The following is an 18260-nucleotide window of genomic DNA, read 5'->3' on the forward strand; positions in this document are numbered from 1 at the left end:
AGTGTATACCCGCAACTCCTCCTATTTTTACTAAACCTACTAAACTTTTTTGATTAGACAATCAACCTCAATACCTATCAAACCCACTTTATCCGACCACAAACGGATACTATCGAATACAAACGACTAGCTACCGACTTAGCGCTTTCCCATCCTGCAACTTTGGATCATAAGTTTTTCCTCTAGCGAAAACGACAAACAAATTTTCTAACCAAAACAACAAACATCATGAATGCGCTAAGAAACAAAGTACAGCTAATCGGTCACCTGGGAGCCAAAGTAGAATTGAAAACCCTGGAAAGTGGCAAGATCGTAGGGAACGTAAACATCGCTACCAACGAATCCTACAAAAATCAAAAAGGTGAGAAAGTCACTGAAACCACCTGGCATAGATTGGTGATCTGGGGCAAGAATGCGGAGCTCATCGAAAAATACACTGACAAAGGTTCTGAGATCGCCATTGAAGGCAAAATCTCCAACCGCGACTACAGCGATAAAGATGGCGTGAAGCGTTACATCTCCGAGATCGTGGTGAATGATTTCCTGCTCTTGGGCGAAAAAACTGCGAAGATGAAGGAAGAAGCAGATCTGCCTTTTTAAGAAAATTAGGCTCTAATATTAAAGTTAGAAAGGCAGGAAGTGTGTGAACTTCCTGCTTTTTTTTTCTATTTATTCCTTCATCGATTTATTTTAAGACTTGTAATTGTAATACTGATCGTGCCGTTGGCACTCTATCAAAAAAACCTTCTGTTCAAACCCAGAATTATATTCTGGGCTTTTACCTGTCTTGCCGTTGGCAAGAGGTCTGGAAATACTACTGAATACTTGTGCCAACGGCACAACCAATAATAGCCCCGAATACAGCGAAGCAAAATTCGGAGGCTTTCATAGTACTAAGTGTTGATAATACTGATAGCGCCGTTGGCACTCTATCAATAGAACCTCCTGTTCAAACCCAGAATTGCATTCTACGCTTTTACCTGTATTGCCGTTGGCAAGAGGTCTGGAAATACTACTGAATACTTGTGCCAACGGCACAACCAATAATAGCCCCGAATACAGCGAAGCAAAATTCGGAGGCTTTCATAGTACTAAGTGTTGATAATACTGATAGCGCCGTTGGCACTCTATCAATAGAACCTCCTGTTCAAACCCAGATTTGCATTCTGCGCTTTTACCTGTATTGCCGTTGGCAAGAGGTCTGGAAATACTACTGAATACTTGTGCCAACGGCACAACCAATAATAGCCCCGAATACAGCGAAGCGAAATTCGGGGTTAAAAGTAGAATATAGAATTCCAGAGTGCCAAAGGCACGATCAGTAATTCACTCAAATCCAATTTAACTGTATGCATAATAAATACTTACCCATAAACATTGTAAATCAGAGTGCGGAAATCCTTTGCGTAAATACCCTACACCTCAGGTTTGTTATCCGAACTTTTGAAACTTACTTAACCTCTCAATTCAACTGACCTCCAAGATGAAGCTCAAACATTTCCTCACTTTTCTATTTTTTCAGATATCCCTTTTCACTTTCGCCCAAACGAAAGAATCCCCAGCCGATCTGGTAAATCCATACGTGGACAGTAAAAACTCCCGCTGGTTCTTTTTCAATTCTGCCACCCGACCTTTCGGAATGGTGAATCTAAGTCCAGATACAGACACTGGCGGGGCTTGGGGTTCAGGCTATAGATATGACAGTGACTCCATCAAAGGTCTCAGCCATGTGCACGCTTGGCAACTTTCAGGACTATCTGTACTTCCGGTTTCAGGCATTGCATTGGACAAAAACACAGATTTCGGGTCCCCTTTTTCTCATGATTCAGAAATCGTCAAACCAGGTTATCATCAGCTCATACTGGACAGATACGACATCAAAGTAGAACTCACCTCCACCCTTCGCGTGGGTTTTCACCGCTATACTTTCCCGAAAAACAGTCAGCAGCAAGTCATGATCAGACTTGGTGGAATGCTGGGTCCTTCTGACATCATCGACGGCCAGCTTATCCAAGTGGATCAAACCACGCTTCAGGGATACTTGATCAATGGATCGACAATCAGGAGACCATTCAATACTGCAATATTTTATGCGATCAAGTTGAATAGACCAATAGCAGAAATTACAGGATGGTCAGACGAGGGAGTGACTTCTACGCTAAGAGACATCAAAGGAAAAAATTCTGGAGCGCTTCTGTCTTTTGATAATTCTAAGGATGAATTGCTGATGAAAGTGGGGATTTCCTATGTCAGTGCAGAGCAGGCAATGCTAAACCTGAATACAGAACTGGCTCATTGGGATTTTGAGAAAACACAAAATGAATCTTTCGAAGAATGGAATAGCTACTTAAGAAGAATAAAAGTTGAAGGAGCTACAGAGAAAGACAGAAGACGGTTTTACACTGATTTATTCCATGCACTTCAGGGCAGAAGAACGATCTCCGATGTCAATGGTAAATATGGGGACATGACCAGCGGAACGCTTTTGGCAAAGCAAATCCCACTGGACGATGCAGGAAAACCAAAATTCAGGCATTTCAATTCGGATTCATTTTGGGGCGCTCAGTGGACGATCAATACACTTTGGCACCTCGTCTATCCTGAGATCACCGAGGAGTTCGTGAACTCCATGCTGCGCTACTATCAGGACGGAGGATTGATCCCAAGAGGTCCTTCTGGCGGCAATTATACTTATGTGATGACTGGTGCTTCGAGCACGCCATTTATCGTCAGCGCTTATCAGAAAGGAATCCGGGGATTTGATGTTGAGATGGCCTTCGAAGGTCTCAAGAAAAATCACCGGCCTGGTGGAATCATGGAAAAAGCGGGCTATGAGCATAAGACATCCAAAGGTGGCGGACTATCTCATTACTTAAATATTGGCTATGTTCCATGGCCAACCCCGGAAGGAACAAGGTTTGGATTTCATCAGGATGGTCCAAGTTTGACTTTGGAATACGCCTATCAGGATTGGACACTTGCACAGTTGGCAAAAGCACTGGGAGATGATGCTTCCGCAAATGAGTTTTTGACCCGATCAGAAAACTATAAAAACACCTTTGACTGGGAATCAGGATGGATGCGCCCAAGAAATGTGGACGGAAGCTGGAAAATGCCTTTTGATGCATACGAATACAATGCAGGCTTTAACGAGGCAAATGGAAGTCAGGCAACTTGGTTTGTCCCACATGCCCTGGAAGGATTAGCTGCTATGATGGGAGGAAAAGAAAAAGCGATTGACCGACTGAACAGGTCATTTGAAGAATCTGAAAAACTTGGTTTCACTTCTGGCACCTCCCACTCTCAGGAAACTCATCCAGAATATCGAAGAATCCCCATCAACTATGGAAATCAACCTTCAATTCAGACTGCGTTTATTTTCCATAAACTTGGAAGACCTGACCTGACACAGTATTGGTCTAGAGCGGTTGTGAAAGCAATCTATTCTGACCTTAGTCCTGAAAATGGCTACAACGGAGATGAAGACCAAGGGCTAATGGGAAGTTTGGCTGTATTGATGAAAATCGGGTTGTTCCAAATGAACGGTGGCACCGAAGCTGATCCCGCCTACCAGATTGGCAGTCCTATTTTTGATAAAATCACCATAGCACTCAATCCTAAGTACTATCCCGGTAAGGAATTCATCATCAAAACCGGTGGGAATAGCCCTACAAGTGTCTATGTAAATTCTGCTTCGTGGAAGAACCAAAATGTAGGAAATATGGAGCTTTCGCATTCGCAAATCACAGGCGGCGGTGAGCTGAACTTGGAGATGAGTGAAAGCCCGAATAAATGATAATTCGGCAAGCCATGCCTACGGAAGGCAGGCATGAACCAGCTATGAAAAACAGTAGGATATTTCGCTCTTTCAGAGCTTTACTATTCTGCCTTTGTCTTTTTTAACCCAGCCCTTCCGAGCTGGGCTAAGTTATATCGGACTTTCAGCCCTTTTCCTTTGGGATAATAATCAAGTCCAGCGTCTGGAGAAGCAGGCTTCGACTTCGCTCAGCCTGACAGCTGTGCCCTCTGCGCAAAGCTCTGTGGTCTTTGCAGTTAAAAATATCTTGTGCAAGCCTGCCTAACGGAGCTTTCATCCCTTTTCCTATGGTATGACTTTCGAGTCTAGCTTCCGAAGAAGCAGGCTTCGACTTCGCTCAGCCTGACAGCTGTGCCCTCTGCGCAAAGCTCTGTGGTCTATGCGGTTAAAAATATCTTGTGAAAGCCTGCCTAACGGAGCTTTCAGCCCTTTTCCTTTGGGATGACTTTCGAGTCTAGCGTCTGGAGAAGCAGGCTTCGACTTCGCTCAGCCTGACAGCTGTGCCCTCTGCGCAAAGCTCTGTGGTCTATGCGGTTAAAAATATCTTGTGAAAGCCTGTCTAACGGAGCTTTAAGCTCTTTTCCTATGGGATGACTTTCGAGTCTAGCGTCTGGAGAAGCAGGCTTCGACTTCGCTCAGCCTGACAGCTGTGCCCTTTGCGCAAAACTCTGTGATCTTTGCGGTTAAAATCGACTTCAAAAAAATGAGGCTCCATCGAGCCTCATTCTACATTCAATTTATCTAGGCCAAACATTGTCTGCCTTTTCCTTATCAGGAAAACGTCCATGAGGATCTAAGGTGATTTGTTTGATTTTTCGATCTCCGAAGTCCATCACTGCATCAAAGGTTCGGCTGCCATCAAACCAAACCGTCACTGGCCAAGTCACTTCTGCCGTCGAAGCATCAATCATTTTCGCATTAGCCAAATTCTTGATCGCGGCTCCTTCTTCTTCAAACTCCACTTTCAAGAAAACTGGTGAAGGCATTTGTCCAGCCTGATAAACTGTCACAGTTGTTTTGCCATCTGAAGTACTAACATTCTGGATAGATCCTTCCACGGATTCTGTGGTAAATAACCAGTAATACCAGAACCACCCAAGATTTTGCCCCAACTCATTATTCATAAAGAACATGTAATCCCATGGCGATGGATGCTTGAATGCCCAAGCCTCCGCGTACTTTTTCATGGCACTGATAACTGCCTCATCGCCTACTATCCCGCCAAGCATGGATAGCATCAGTGGTGCTTTTTGATATGTCTGAAATCCGTACATAGGGCCTGCGTCATTTGCGCTCCACATCATCGGTGCCTCATCCTCCAAGCCGCTGATTCGTCCGTAGCTTTGACCCAAACCATCAAGATTATAATCCACTCCTCTACTATCTGCTGTAGAAAGAATATTCATGTATTGGTTGAAACCTTCATCCATCCAGCCGTAGCGAGTCTCATTGGTTCCGACCATCATTGGCCACCACTGATGTGCGGCCTCATGATCTGCAGCGCCTTGATTCGAATTGATCACCATAGGATACTCCATACCAGCACTTGGCCCATCTTGCAGCGTTAGTTGAGGGAAAGGATAAGGTGCCCAAAGTTTGGAATAAAACTCAAGTGCATGTCTCGTATTCTCTCCTGCTTTCTCAAAATACTGAGCTCTCTCAGGGATGAAAACCATGTAAATCGGTACTTGCCCTTTACCTGGAATATCAGCTTTAGTAGCTTTCCATATAAATCTATCCGAAGTAGCCCAAGCGAAATCATTCACTTTATCCGCCTTAAATCGCCAGGTAAGTTTATCTCCAGCTTTAGTTGCTTTTCCCGGACCTTTTTCATCTTCGCCCACTAGCGTCACTTCTGTATCAGAGTCAAGTACTTTAGCAAACCTTTCCGCTACCGTCGGAGTCAAAACTTCAGTTGGGTTTTGCAACACGCCTGTGCCACTTACAATCCAGCCAGCAGGAACCGTCAGCGACACGTCATAGCTTCCGAAGTTATTAAAAAACTCAGCTGGCCCTAAGTAAAGGCTAGTTTCCCATCCGCGAAGATCATCGTACTTAGCCAATCTTGGAAACCACTGTGTAGGCTGAAATAAGGTGCTATCAAAACGCTGAGTCATTCTATGCCCTCTGCCATTATCACCTCCGGGTAATTTGGTGTGCCAGTCAATTTCTACTTCCGCAGTTGCCCCTGCTTTGATAGGATTCACCAATGTGATGGTCGCAACTGTATTCTTCAAGCCTCTTACACTCAGCGCTGGAGGATCATTTCTCCTTCGGGGAGCAGCATTCAGATCAACAGATTCTCCCTGCACTTTTATCGCAGTGACGATCATACCCTCGGTATTTTCCGCAGGAACTGAACTTCCGCGGGGCACGTCTCCCCGAAAGACATTATGATCAAGTCGAAGGATGATCGCATTCAAATCGTCTTTGCTGTTGTTATGCACAAGGATTTTCTCAGATCCTGTGATCGTCTGTGTGCTCGGATCCAAACTAGCCTTGATCGTAAAGTCCGTTTCCAGCTGCCAATAGTTAGCACCGGGCTTACCAGAGAAGTTTCGCGATCCTTTTTCAAAAGCTTTTCGAATCGAATTCGTCATCGGAATATCTTGCCGAATTGCACGCGTATCTGTTTCTATGGACGATCGCTGCGGCTTGGGATTTTCTTGCTGCGCAAAAGCTACAGAAGTACTTAGGAGCATGAAAAAGAGTATTTTTCTCATAAGCTGAGGTGGGTTATATTCAAGTAGGAAAACTTAGTAAAAAATCCATTAACATCGTCAAAGATTGAATATGAACGGGTCTATGGATTTGATGTGCTTATATTTTTTTACATTTTTTACTTCTTACAATTTTTACTTTTCACAGAGCTACTCCCTTTTCCCCGGCACATATCTCTCGGCTGCCCTAGCCTCCACATCCTCGCGGTAAAAAGCAACATCCTTAAATTCACCATCTACATAGCCCTGAGTCTGGTCATAGAAATGTGGTGAATTTGGATCTGAGCTTTGTCCACCTGCCAGAATTGACTTGGCTTTTACTTTCTCACCAAATTCCACTGCGGCTACAAAACTGTTTCCTCTGTAACCATACAATCTCTTCGTCCCCGGATAGGTTTTGGCACCAAAAGCAGCCAAAGCTCCCCAGGTGCCTGAAGCCATTCCCACTGGAGTGTATTCCTTGGAATCATCAAATGGCATATCAATTTCACCAGTCAATCGCTGGAATCTATTGATTTCCGACCAAGGCGTATTCCAAGTACCAAAGTCCGCATTCATCTCCTCCAAAGTCTGACTGAAAGTGGAAAGAAGTTCTGTCGGTGAGGGATTTGGAATCGTAGTATTTTCGTCTGTATTGAAGCTGATCAAGTTGTTGATGTTTCCATGATTCCTCATGAAATTCATCCCGAGAAAATGAGCCAACGACATAGCCACAGACTCCTTGGAGGTGCGATAATCCCAAGCTTCTAAGATTTTGATTGCTTCGGTAAACTGAGGATCAGCTATACCTTTCTTCTCATGAGCTTTCAGCAGCATGGGAATTATTTTTTCAAAAGCAGGCAAGTATGGATCGTACGCAAGATCGATCAAACCATCCAATGTCAGTTCAGAAGCTTCATTTAGCACTTTCATAGCATGAATCCCTCTGTAATTCTCTTGGTCTGGAGCCATATAAAACGGATAATCTTCCCTTTTTGGGCTAAACTCTGCCGCAGCAGTGAAAGGCGTGGAATTACAATTTTGAATCCAACCAGTTCCAGGATTTAGTATCATAATACTTTCATCTACGGTATGTAATCCCTGCCAATCGGAATTCGGATCAGAGCCATCTACCGGTTCAGAAAAGTCAAATCCTTCATTTCTCTTTGGGATAAAATTCCCGTGGAAATAAGCGATGTTTCCGTCTGCATCTGCAATAACAGTATTGTTGGAAGAATTGGTGCGGATGTCCATCATCTTCTTAAACTCGGTATGATTGCTCAATTTAGTCCTCGTAAAACTTTGGATAAGTGCATTTACCGGATCCCAATTGATCTTGGTTGCCACCCATTTATCATCGATTTGATGTGTAATCGGGCCGTGGTGAGTTCTATAGAAAGTGAAAGGTATTTCCTTTAATTCCTCACCCGCCTTATATTTCAAAGAGATCTGAAATTCTTCTACAGCTCTACTTTCATCTCCATATTGATATTCATATTTCCCGTCTTTCTCGGAAACTTCCTCCACAAATTCGTCTATGAAATCCACTTGGGTAGAAGTATGCATCCATCCCGTCTTTTCATTGAATCCCTGATAAACAAAAAACTGACCCCATGTCACAGCGCCGTAAGCATTCAAACCCTCTTCACTCACCACATGAACTTCCGGTCTGAAATAAAATGAAGTATGCGGATTGATGAGCAGCATGGCATTTCCGGAGGCAGTCATCTTGCCATTTACAGCAATTCCATTTGAGCCTTTCGGCTCATCCAATAAGGCTTCGTACACCATTTCTTTCTCATACTGCGCCATCACATCTGGCTCTTTTTCAGCATAAAAAGCCTGAATTCCTCTCGTAGGAATCTGCTCGATATCACCACCGATAGAACCCTCACTGAAAAACATCGGCATCCAAGGTTCATAGTGTGTGATCACTTGTGGCTTCACTTCCGGATGTGTTGCCAAATAGTAATTGACCCCATCAGCAAATGCCACGCAAAGCCCCTTCAGCCAATCAGGTGCAGTTTCATAAGCAGCTTTGGCTTCGGCTTCCGTCATGTAGAGATTTGCGCGAAGGTCACTGTAAATAGACTCCTGCCCCTCCAGCTCAGCTAAACGCCCTGTGGCCCAGATATAATTTCGCTCCACTCTTCTGAAATCGTCCTCACACTGTGCATACAATAATCCAAAAACTGCATCCGCATCGCTCTTCCCGTAGATATGTGGAATTCCATAATCATCCCGGAGAATCTCAACCCTGCTAGCCGTATCTTCCCAACGTTCGGATTCGCTGAGTTCCTTGGGCTCACAAGACCAAATTAAAACCGGTAAAACAAAAAGCAACAGTCTAAATTTCATAATTGGGTGTTTAAAAAGATGAGATAAAATCAATCCTCCCAAAATAGACTATTTGTCGAGTCTAGGCAATTGGAATTTTATCTATGCTGCGTGTATAGGTTTAGCGGTATTTTCGCAGAGATTTCCTTGATCAATTCATCAGATATCATTTCGTGCTGCTGATAAGCGTAAATCATTTTTTCTACTTGCTGCACCGAACTTGCTCCTATCACAAGCGATCCTACTGCTGGCTGAATCAATCCAAAACGAATCAAAAATGCCTCGGGTAGCAAACCAGAATCTGCGATCAACTCACGGATTTCTTTTACCTCAGCGGCAGTATATTCCAGAAATGGCTCTGCAGACTTATTGATCAAAAGCCCTTTGGCAAAAGTACCTCGAATCAAAACCCTGGAATCAGACTGAGCGATCAATGGAAAAGCTGATTCCTCAGGCCTGCGGTCCAATGGATTGTATTGCATCATGATGGTAGCAGGAGAATTCATCTCTAGCACTTTTCGGATCACATTGGGTCGAATGGAAGAAATCCCAAAAGCGCGGATTTTCCCTTGACTTTTTAGAATCTCGAAAGCCTCCAGTGTTTCATCCCAAGGATCTTCCAGCGTGCCTCCATGCAACTGATATAGATCAATGTAATCTGTTTGCAACCTTTTCAGGCTTTCCTCCACAGCTTTCAGAATATAGGATTTCTTGGGATTCCAATCCCATCCGCTACCATCTTCCCTCAATTGATTCCCAACTTTAGTAGCGACTATTACATCTTTCCTTTTATCTTTTATAGCCGCTCCGACAATTTCTTCATTCAAGCCTTTTTGGTACAAATCTGCCGTATCCAAAAAATTAATTCCTCCCAAAACAGCGGCATCAATGATCTTTTGATCTTCCTTTAGATTGCCTTTCAGCGACATACAGCCTAGTGCGACGGGGCTTATTTCAAACTCTAGTCCAGGTAATTTTCTCTTTTCCATCCTTACAAATTCAGATAATTAGCGCTGGAATTCAAGCTCTTTTCCAAATCAGGATTTAATAAAAGTTTAATAATTTAAGAAACTGAAATCATTCTTCCTTTAATCCCTATTTTTGAGCTTTAAACCTATGAACATGAAATCGAGCAATATTCAGGTGTCACACATGCGAGATTCCATATGACCGCTGAAAAACAATTATAGACATATGAAAAAAATAGCAGTTTTTACTTCTGGAGGAGATAGTCCTGGCATGAACGCTTGCGTAAGAGCGGTGGTTCGGACCGCTATTTTCAAAGAATTAGAAGTATATGGAATATATCGTGGATATGAAGGCATGATCGATGGCGAAATAAAGCGCATGCAATCACATTCTGTCAGTAATATAGTACAGCGAGGTGGAACGGTGCTGAAGTCTGCCAGATCTATGGAATTCATGACGCCTGAAGGCAGAAAAAAAGCTTTTGATAATCTTAGCGCTTTTGGCATCCAAGGCTTGGTGGCAATAGGTGGTGATGGTACGTTTAGAGGTGCGAAGGTGTTTTTTGAGGAGTACGGAATCCCAACTATCGGCTGTCCGGGAACTATAGATAATGACCTATATGGCACTGATTATACCATTGGATTTGACACGGCGGTAAATACTGCACTGGAAGCGATCGATAAAATCCGTGATACGGCGGCGGCTCACGATAGGATTTTCTTTATTGAGGTGATGGGAAGGGATGCCGGATTTATTGCTGTAGAATCAGGAATAGGCGGAGGTGCCGAATTCGTGATGGTTCCAGAAACGCAAACAGACCTTGAAGAAGTCGTAAAATCTCTGAAAAACCTCAGGAAAAGCAAATCCTCAAGTATAATCGTGGTAGCTGAAGGTGATGATGCAGGTAATGCACAGACCATCATGGAAAAAGTGAAAACCAAGTTAAACGATCCTTCGAAGGATTTTAAAGTAACTACTCTTGGTCATATTCAGCGTGGAGGAAACCCTACTGCACGAGATAGAGTATTAGCTAGCAGATGCGGAATGGCGGCAGTAGAAGGTCTTATTGCTGGTCATCAATTTCACATGGCTGGAGTTGTCAATCAGGAAGTGGTATTCACAACCTTCGCAGATTGCATAGGAAAGACTAAAGCACTGATCGAAGATCATCTTAAATTAATGAAAATCTTAAGTATATAAAATGGGTTTCATACCAATATTTATCATGCTGGGAGCCGGAGGGCTCCTATTTTTCCTCACTGTGAAAAATGCTTTGCAGCGCAAACTAAATCATCAGAAAGAGCTACTCATTAAGTTAAATTCCTTAAATCCTGCTTTGGGGATTATGGTGGAAGATTCTTCTGATCCAGATTTGCTAATAGGTGCACTCAAGCAAAACCGAGTAGATAAAAGTATTGCGGAGAAAGCTCTTAAAATCATTCGAGACTTGAAGGTCAACCGTATTCAATACAATGCACTGCTAAAAAAAGCGCCATATAACTGGGTTGGTAAAATTGCCAGCTTTCAGAAAATCTGAGCTTGTAGGTAAGCTAAAATATCTTCCTGATTTTCGGGAGAAAACCACCTGATCTTCCCGTCTTTCTTGAACCAAGTCAGTTGGCGCTTGGCATAGCGTCTTGAATTTCTTTTGAGCAAGCGGATAGCTTCTTCCTTGTTGTATTTCCCCTCTAAGAATCCGAAGATTTCTGAATATCCTACAGTTTGCAATGCATTCAGATGTCTTTTCTCAAAAAGAGAACCTGCCTCATCAAACAATCCCGCATCAATCATCTGATCCATACGAAAGTCTATCCGAGAATACAGTTCTTCTCGATCTCTTTCTAAACCGATTTTGATCACCTTGAATGGCCGTTCCTTTTTGGATTTCACTCGAAATGAGCTGAATTTCTTGCTCGTAGCTCTCCAGATTTCCAAGGCTCTCATGAGTCGCTGAGGATTCTTTTGATCGACTTTTTCGAAATACTCCGGATCATTTTTAGCTACTTCCCCCTGCAGAAATCCCAAGCCTTTTTCCTCATACTCCTGTATAATCTGCTGCCTGACTCCTGCTGCTATTTCAGGCATTTCATCCAAGCCATTTACGATAGCATCGGCAAACAAACCTGATCCGCCAGTCATGATCACCACTTGGTGCTTTGCAAACAATTCCTCCAGCAATGCCATACTCTCCCGCTCAAACTTGCGGACATCATACTCCTCAACGATGGACAAACTATCGATAAGGTGGTGAGGAACTTGCTTCAATTCATCTGAATTGGGTTTTGCCGTACCTAGATTCATCTCACGATAAAACTGTCTGCTGTCACAGGATACAATTTCAGTCTTGAATTTTTTAGCTAGATTTAGACAAACATCGGTCTTGCCGACGGCGGTGGGGCCCACCACTAAGATCAAGTAGGAATGATTAGACAAAATGTGTGTGATTAGCTGAAAGCAAAAATCCAAAGTAAAGTAATGAAAAGCAAAAAGGTGTTGATTGTGGATAATAATGACTTGAACAGAAAGTTATTTGAAAGCCTGATCGGCCAGTTCTATAGCTTTGAAGCAGTCAAAAATGGAGTGGAGGCGGTTCAGAGAGCTTCCAAAGAGAAATTTGATTTGATCTTAATGGATATCCAAATGCCTGAAATGGACGGTATCACTGCATCAAAAATAATCAGACGACAAGCAGCACATCCATGTCCCATAATCGCAATTACTGCTTATTCACCTGAATCCACTAGAAAATGCTTTTTGGAAATGGGGTTTGATGATTTAATCACAAAACCTATCCGCGCCAAGGAGTTTTTGGCTGTGATCTCAGCTAAAATCCATCCTAATAAACATAATGATTCACAACTCGCAGACACCAATCATGAGGATGCTGTTTTAGATAAAAAGGTCATTCATCAACTCTTGAAATACACACCCATAGAGACTATCAAATCCATCTACGTTGACTTCCTGAGGGAATATGACCAGCTGATCTGTCATATAGACACCGCTTTTCAGGAAAGAAATATAGAGGTTCTGATTGAAAATCTACATACACTTAAAGGGAATTCGGGCACGTTGGGTGCCAACGCTATTTTTAATTTATCAAGTGATGCTGATGGGAAAGCAAGGGCACAGGATTGGGATTCTTTGGAAAAAGCAATAAAAAAACTAAAAAATGAGCGCATTATATTTGAGAATTATCTCGCAGAAGAGACTACTTTTAGCACATGAATAACCCTAAAAAAATCCTTGTCGGAGAAGACAGTTCAGTTATCATCAACTTGACAAAAAGCATTCTTTCATTTGAAAATTACCAAATGAAGGCAGCCAAAAATGGCAAGCAAGTTTTAGAGATGCTAGAAAAAGAGGAGTTTGATCTTATTCTAATGGATCTCAACATGCCCGTAATGGATGGGGCTAGCTGTACCAAAATGATCCGAGAATTGGATGAACCCACCAAATCTAAGCTTCCGATCATTGCTATTTCAGGAAACATGCATAACTATACCATGGATGAATTCAGAAGATTGGGATTTGATGATTTCATCCAGAAACCACTTGATTACGACAAATTACTTGCTACTGTGAAGAGATTCCTGAGTTGATATGGCAATAAAATATACTAAGCACTTTTTGGATAAACTTGAAAATCTATTCGCTTCATCAGAATACATGCTGCGCTACGAAAAGGGTACTTTCAAATCCGGCTACTGTGTATTGAATGATGCCAAAATCGTAATCGTAAACAAATATTTTCCCTTAGAAGGAAAAATCAATGCACTAATTGACATTCTGATCGAGCTGAATCTAGACCCCGCAGATTTCAAGGATAAAGCAAATCATGACTTCCTCACTGATCTGAGACAAACCCAGCTAAAATTTTGAAAGTAACTTTTTTAGGCACCGGTACTTCACAAGGCGTTCCCGTGATCGGATGCAGCTGTCCTGTATGCAAATCACTGGACTTCCGAGACAAGAGGTTTAGATCCTCCGTCCATATTCAAATCGGCAAATTGAGTCTGGTAATTGATACAGGGCCAGACTTCCGAAGTCAGATTCTCCGAGCAGGAATCACCGAACTCGATGCGGTGATATTCACCCATGAGCACAAAGACCATACAGCCGGTCTGGATGATATTCGCCCATTTAACTTCAAGCAACGAAAGGATATGCCTGTCTTCGGGAAGCCTCAAGTGCTGGAGCAGATCAAACGTGAGTTCGCATATATTTTCAGTGGAAAAAGATATCCCGGAGTTCCGCAAGTAGAGACCATTGAGATCGACGACAATCCATTTACGATAGAAGGAATCACGATCACTCCTATTCCTGTGATGCATTACAAGCTTCCTGTTTTGGGATTTCGCATAGGAGATTTCACCTATATCACAGATGCCAATCACATTCCGGAAGATTCGCTGAAATTAATTGAAGGAACTGAAACGTTGGTTCTCAATGCGCTGCAAATGGAGTCTCATATTTCCCATTTCACCCTTGACGAAGCTGTAGAAATGGCGAAGAAAATCGGTGCGAAGAACACTTATTTCACACATATTTCCCATAAACTCGGCTTACACAATACAGTGGACCAAGAATTACCTGAAGGAATAGCCTTGGCCTATGATGGGCTTCAGCTAACTTTGGGCTAATGCATCTAAATTATCATTTCCTGAAATACCTCTGCCCTGAGCTGGGAAAAGCTTTTTTGGGCAAAAAAATCATCGCTTGTTTTTCCCAAAACAAAGATGAGCTAATCCTCGAGACCGAGGATTCAGAAGAATCGAGATTTATCCGCGCACATTTTCTGCCACCACAGATTTATCTCTCTTTTCCAGAGAATTTCCAGCGCGCCAAGCGAAACAGCATAGATCTTTTCAAGGAACTAATCGGGGATAAAATCCTAGAATGTAACGTATTCAGTTTTGAGCGGGCTTTCTATTTTAGACTTAGTTCAGGAAAAATCCTCCTTTTCAAACTGCATGCTAATAGAAGTAATGTGCTCCTGTACGAAAAAGATGGCAATGTTCCTACTAAGTTATTCCGAAATGGAATCAGTGAAGACCGCGATTTAGACTGGAATTCCTTAAATAAAAATTATGACCTGAGCCTGGAAAGCTTCGAAAAACTGGAAGGAAATGCTTCACAGTTCCTTCCCACGCTGGGAGCTATTCCAAGAAACTGGCTGAAAGCAAGAGGCTATCCAGAGGCTGAACTGCAAACTAAATGGGAGCTCATGCAAGAGCTGTTGGATATACTTGACACTCCACTTTTTTCTTTGGTAGAAAAGAATGGGGAAATACACCTGAGCCTTTTACCAGAAAATAATCCAGTCAAAAGTTTCTCAAACCCTATTCAAGCCACCAATGAACTGTTTTATTTGGCACTTGTTCGTGGAAGTTTTGAAAAGGATAAAAACTCCTTACTTAAAAAGTATCAAGAACAATTTAAGCGAACCAATTCATACATTCAAAAATCTTCGCAGAAATTGGAAGAACTCCGCAATTCTCCTCCACCCTCACAACTTGCGGATGTGATCATGGCAAATCTTCATGTATTTCAGGATGGGAGACTGGAGGCTGAATTAATGGATTTTTATTCCGGAGAAAACATCCAAGTAAAACTCAAACCAAAACAAAAACCGCAAGATCATGCGGCATCCTTGTACAGAAAGAGCAAGAATAGAAAATTAGAATGGGAGCAACTGGACAAGACTATTGCGGCAAAAATCAAGCAAGCAGTGGTACTTGAAGGCAAAATAGAAGAACTGAATGCTATTGAGGATTTCAGAGCACTGAAAAATTACAAGAAATCTCATGGTGAGGATAAAGCCCTGCAAAAAGACGCGGTTGTATTGCCTTTCAAAACTTTTGAATTCGAGGGTTTCCCGATCTGGGTAGGTAAGTCTGCCCACGGAAACGACGATATGCTTCGCGGCTACACCAAGAAAGACGACATCTGGCTACACGCACGCATGGTTCCGGGTTCTCATGTACTTATCAAAACTTCAGGGCTTAAAAGCATTCCTGTGTCTGTACTGGAGACTGCTGCTTCCCTTGCCGCCTTTTACTCAAAAAATAAAAATGAAACTATCGCCCCGGTGATTCACACTGAAGCCAAATATGTTAGAAAAGTAAAGGGTTCTCCGGCAGGATCTGTGATGGTGGAAAAAGAAAAAGTGCTGATGGTGACACCCAAAGGGCCTGAGGAGATTTTTGGAAAAGGTGATTAGAAAAAAAATGGGAATTAGTCAGTTGCAAATCTTAGTGTAGTCAGTGCTTGTAAATTATAAAAAGTAGTAAAAGGTAAGTGGTGAGTTTTGATCTTCGCCTCCGTTCGTGTGATAGAAACGGGAAAACGCGATAAAAAAAGAGTCTCGAAAAATTCCGAGACTCTTTTTTTAAATTTACTAATTTGATTAAACGGAATCTTGCCAGTAGAAAATTTATAGGATCAAAAATTCAAAGACACCTTGAATTCTGCTTTACTCCGGTCATCGGTCATCGGACTTCCGACCCATTGACCAAAGAGAATTCACTTACTGGCAGAAAAGCGTACATACAGATTTACTGAAATCTTATTCTACGATATGCACTTTTAGCATGTTAGTTTTACCTTTTGATTTAAGTGGCATGCTACCAGTGTTTACAATTATATCACCAGCATGCACATGGTCATCTTGCTTCAGCGTATTTTCAATATCTGCAAAAGTAGCGTCAGTTGATACCAGATTTTCATAGAAATATGCTCTCACCCCCCAAACTAAGCTCATTTGCGTGATCAAAGATTTGTTTCTGGTGAATACGAAAATATTTGCTGACGGTCTGTGAGAAGCAATTCTAAATCCAGTGAAACCAGAAGAAGTAATACCTACGATTGCTTTTGCTTTCACATTTCTAGAAAGTCTAGAGGCCATCAAGATCAAGTTGTTGCTCAAGAACGTATCGTCATCCTCAGGGATTTTGTAGAGGTTATGATAGATATCTGCATTTTCTTCCAAGTAGCTAATGATACTGCTCATCGCTTTCACAGCATTCACAGGGTATTTACCCGAAGCAGTCTCAGCTGAAAGCATTACTGCATCAGCGCCATCAAGAACAGCATTCGCAACGTCATTAGTCTCTGCACGAGTAGGACGAGGATTCACAATCATACTCTCCATCATCTGGGTAGCTATGATCACCGGCTTGCAGGCAAGCTTACATTTCTCTACTATTCTTTTTTGCCAAAGAGGGACGATTTCCATAGGAACTTCCACTCCCAAGTCACCACGAGCAACCATAATAGCGTCTGTAGCCTCGATGATCGCATCGATATTTTCTAATGCTTCAGGCTTTTCGATTTTCGCGACGATTTTACAAACCTTGCCTTTCGCTACTATTCTTTCTCTCAGGTCAATGATATCTTCAGCTGATCTTACAAATGAAAGTGCGATCCAATCTACTTCCTGCTCTAAGCCGAAAGCTAAATCTTCTATGTCCTTCTCAGTAAGAGAAGGAGCACTTACTTTAGTATTTGGAAGGTTGATACCCTTTCTAGACTTCAGTATTCCGCCGTGGATTACACTACAGTTTACATTTTTGCCATCGGTATCGATCACCAAAACTTCCAGGTTGCCATCGTCAATCAAGATACGGTCGCCTGTCTGCACATCGTTGGGAAGATTCTGGTAGACAGTACTCACCAAGCTACTAGTCCCAACCACAGGATCGTTTGTAATGGTTATTTTTTCTCCGGGCTTGATCTCTACTCCATTGTTTTCTACTTCTCCTACGCGGATTTTGGGGCCTTGAAGATCTTGGAGAATTCCTAGATTAAGTCCTTCATCCTTATTAATCTGTCTGATTATTTTCGCTACTTCGGCGTGGATATCGTGTGTGCCGTGCGAAAAATTTAAACGAAATACATTAGCTCCGGCAGCAGCCAAGCTTTTGATAGTTTCGTAGTTATTTGAAGCAGGGCCTATTGTTGCGAGAATCTTGGTCTTATTGAAATGGCTCATTAGGGTGTTAATATGTTAATAGGTTTTCTTTTGATTTAAGTTTGCTTACATCCAGCTTCATCACATTTTGGATGTAGCGATTTTTTGCCAGCTGGTTGGCAAAGGTATTAATACTTATTTGAAAGGTCTCGTCCTGTACCAAAAGGAAATAGTCCATGGATTTCAATTCTGGTATCAAATACGACACTTGATTTGTTGAGTTTAAAGCCTTATTTCTTAAAAGTTGAACAAATCCATGAGGTAAAGAAAGGAAATATTGAGCGATTTTCAGGCTTGGAAGGGTCATAAATTCCAGTAAAAGATCCTCGGATTTGATAAGGTTCAGGTCTAATTCCCTATTGATAAGCCAAGCCATTTTATAGTCCTTAACGGGCGATACAAGCCCCAAAAGATCAAAATCATACGTATGTTCAATTAGTAATTTGGCCTTCTTCATGCAGGGAAA

General features: G+C 42.3%; 15 protein-coding genes. 9 read left to right on the top strand and 6 right to left on the bottom strand.

The features are described 5' to 3' along the window. Window positions 1–228 precede the first annotated feature (228 nt). Complete coding sequence (locus BVH04_RS20125) at window positions 229–600, top strand: single-stranded DNA-binding protein (RefSeq protein WP_086543266.1); 372 nt, start codon at window positions 229–231, stop codon at window positions 598–600. A gap of 883 nt (window positions 601–1483) precedes the next feature. Next, complete coding sequence (locus BVH04_RS20130; protein WP_086543267.1) at window positions 1484–3796, top strand: GH92 family glycosyl hydrolase; 2313 nt, start codon at window positions 1484–1486, stop codon at window positions 3794–3796. Window positions 3797–4554: 758 nt separating this feature from the next. Here the strand turns inward: BVH04_RS20130 and BVH04_RS20140 are convergent. From BVH04_RS20140 to BVH04_RS20150, 3 genes are all read right to left on the bottom strand, one after another. Then, entirely contained in the window at window positions 4555–6540 is a 1986-nt protein-coding gene (locus BVH04_RS20140; RefSeq protein ID WP_086543269.1) for a M1 family metallopeptidase, read from the bottom strand. A 147-nt stretch (window positions 6541–6687) separates the two neighbouring features. Beyond that, window positions 6688–8874: an acylase gene (locus BVH04_RS20145; protein ID WP_086543270.1), complete on the bottom strand. Its 2187-nt coding sequence runs from the start codon at window positions 8872–8874 to the stop codon at window positions 6688–6690. 77 nt (window positions 8875–8951) lie between these two features. Beyond that, the gene (locus BVH04_RS20150; protein WP_086543271.1) at window positions 8952–9842 is read right to left on the bottom strand and encodes an aldo/keto reductase; all 891 of its coding nucleotides are present in this window, start codon (window positions 9840–9842) and stop codon (window positions 8952–8954) included. Window positions 9843–10047: 205 nt separating this feature from the next. On the opposite strand from BVH04_RS20150, the gene pfkA reads away from it, so the two are divergent. Together pfkA and BVH04_RS20160 are read left to right on the top strand one after the other, a co-directional pair. Continuing rightward, window positions 10048–11022 (top strand): 6-phosphofructokinase, encoded by a 975-nt coding sequence (gene pfkA / locus BVH04_RS20155; RefSeq protein ID WP_086543272.1) that lies wholly within the window; start codon window positions 10048–10050, stop codon window positions 11020–11022. A gap of 1 nt (window position 11023) precedes the next feature. Further along, the gene (locus tag BVH04_RS20160) at window positions 11024–11359 is read left to right on the top strand and encodes a hypothetical protein (protein ID WP_086543273.1); all 336 of its coding nucleotides are present in this window, start codon (window positions 11024–11026) and stop codon (window positions 11357–11359) included. Here BVH04_RS20160 and miaA read toward each other — a convergent pair. Then, window positions 11347–12255 carry a tRNA (adenosine(37)-N6)-dimethylallyltransferase MiaA gene (miaA, locus tag BVH04_RS20165; RefSeq protein ID WP_086543310.1) on the bottom strand — a complete coding sequence of 303 codons (909 nt, stop codon included), beginning with the start codon at window positions 12253–12255 and terminating at the stop codon, window positions 11347–11349. The genes BVH04_RS20160 and miaA overlap by 13 nt on opposite strands. A gap of 42 nt (window positions 12256–12297) precedes the next feature. On the opposite strand from miaA, the gene BVH04_RS20170 reads away from it, so the two are divergent. Genes BVH04_RS20170 through BVH04_RS20190 form a run of 5 tightly spaced genes read left to right on the top strand, consistent with a single transcriptional unit; the run spans window position 12298 to window position 16045 of the window. Then, the gene (locus BVH04_RS20170; protein WP_086543274.1) at window positions 12298–13050 is read left to right on the top strand and encodes a response regulator; all 753 of its coding nucleotides are present in this window, start codon (window positions 12298–12300) and stop codon (window positions 13048–13050) included. Then, entirely contained in the window at window positions 13047–13424 is a 378-nt protein-coding gene (locus tag BVH04_RS20175; RefSeq protein WP_086543275.1) for a response regulator, read from the top strand. Before BVH04_RS20170 ends, BVH04_RS20175 begins: the two co-directional genes overlap by 4 nt. Window position 13425: 1 nt before the next feature. Continuing rightward, window positions 13426–13704: a hypothetical protein gene (locus tag BVH04_RS20180; protein WP_086543276.1), complete on the top strand. Its 279-nt coding sequence runs from the start codon at window positions 13426–13428 to the stop codon at window positions 13702–13704. Then, a complete protein-coding gene (locus BVH04_RS20185; RefSeq protein WP_086543277.1) occupies window positions 13701–14465 on the top strand; it encodes an MBL fold metallo-hydrolase in 765 nt (254 codons plus the stop codon). Before BVH04_RS20180 ends, BVH04_RS20185 begins: the two co-directional genes overlap by 4 nt. Continuing rightward, entirely contained in the window at window positions 14465–16045 is a 1581-nt protein-coding gene (locus tag BVH04_RS20190; protein WP_086543278.1) for an NFACT RNA binding domain-containing protein, read from the top strand. Before BVH04_RS20185 ends, BVH04_RS20190 begins: the two co-directional genes overlap by 1 nt. Window positions 16046–16390: 345 nt before the next feature. On the opposite strand, the gene pyk is transcribed toward BVH04_RS20190, so the two are convergent. Next, window positions 16391–17815 carry a pyruvate kinase gene (gene pyk / locus BVH04_RS20195; protein ID WP_086543279.1) on the bottom strand — a complete coding sequence of 475 codons (1425 nt, stop codon included), beginning with the start codon at window positions 17813–17815 and terminating at the stop codon, window positions 16391–16393. Window positions 17816–17822: 7 nt separating this feature from the next. Further along, window positions 17823–18251: an IPExxxVDY family protein gene (locus tag BVH04_RS20200; RefSeq protein ID WP_086543280.1), complete on the bottom strand. Its 429-nt coding sequence runs from the start codon at window positions 18249–18251 to the stop codon at window positions 17823–17825. Window positions 18252–18260 lie beyond the last annotated feature (9 nt).

This window comes from Algoriphagus antarcticus, from assembly GCF_002150685.1.
In the GTDB taxonomy this organism is placed as follows: Bacteria; Bacteroidota; Bacteroidia; order Cytophagales; family Cyclobacteriaceae; genus Algoriphagus; species Algoriphagus antarcticus.

Excerpts from the sequence above, each read along its gene's own strand:
- BVH04_RS20125 (WP_086543266.1), top strand. The coding sequence starts at position 229 with ATGAATGCGCTAAGAAACAAAGTACAGCTAATCGGTCACCTGGGAGCC.
- BVH04_RS20130 (WP_086543267.1), top strand. The coding sequence starts at position 1,484 with ATGAAGCTCAAACATTTCCTCACTTTTCTATTTTTTCAGATATCCCTT.
- BVH04_RS20140 (WP_086543269.1), bottom strand. The coding sequence starts at position 6,540 with ATGAGAAAAATACTCTTTTTCATGCTCCTAAGTACTTCTGTAGCTTTT.
- BVH04_RS20145 (WP_086543270.1), bottom strand. The coding sequence starts at position 8,874 with ATGAAATTTAGACTGTTGCTTTTTGTTTTACCGGTTTTAATTTGGTCT.
- BVH04_RS20150 (WP_086543271.1), bottom strand. The coding sequence starts at position 9,842 with ATGGAAAAGAGAAAATTACCTGGACTAGAGTTTGAAATAAGCCCCGTC.
- pfkA (WP_086543272.1), top strand. The coding sequence starts at position 10,048 with ATGAAAAAAATAGCAGTTTTTACTTCTGGAGGAGATAGTCCTGGCATG.
- BVH04_RS20160 (WP_086543273.1), top strand. The coding sequence starts at position 11,024 with ATGGGTTTCATACCAATATTTATCATGCTGGGAGCCGGAGGGCTCCTA.
- BVH04_RS20170 (WP_086543274.1), top strand. The coding sequence starts at position 12,298 with ATGAAAAGCAAAAAGGTGTTGATTGTGGATAATAATGACTTGAACAGA.
- BVH04_RS20175 (WP_086543275.1), top strand. The coding sequence starts at position 13,047 with ATGAATAACCCTAAAAAAATCCTTGTCGGAGAAGACAGTTCAGTTATC.
- BVH04_RS20180 (WP_086543276.1), top strand. The coding sequence starts at position 13,426 with ATGGCAATAAAATATACTAAGCACTTTTTGGATAAACTTGAAAATCTA.
- BVH04_RS20190 (WP_086543278.1), top strand. The coding sequence starts at position 14,465 with ATGCATCTAAATTATCATTTCCTGAAATACCTCTGCCCTGAGCTGGGA.
- pyk (WP_086543279.1), bottom strand. The coding sequence starts at position 17,815 with ATGAGCCATTTCAATAAGACCAAGATTCTCGCAACAATAGGCCCTGCT.
- BVH04_RS20200 (WP_086543280.1), bottom strand. The coding sequence starts at position 18,251 with ATGAAGAAGGCCAAATTACTAATTGAACATACGTATGATTTTGATCTT.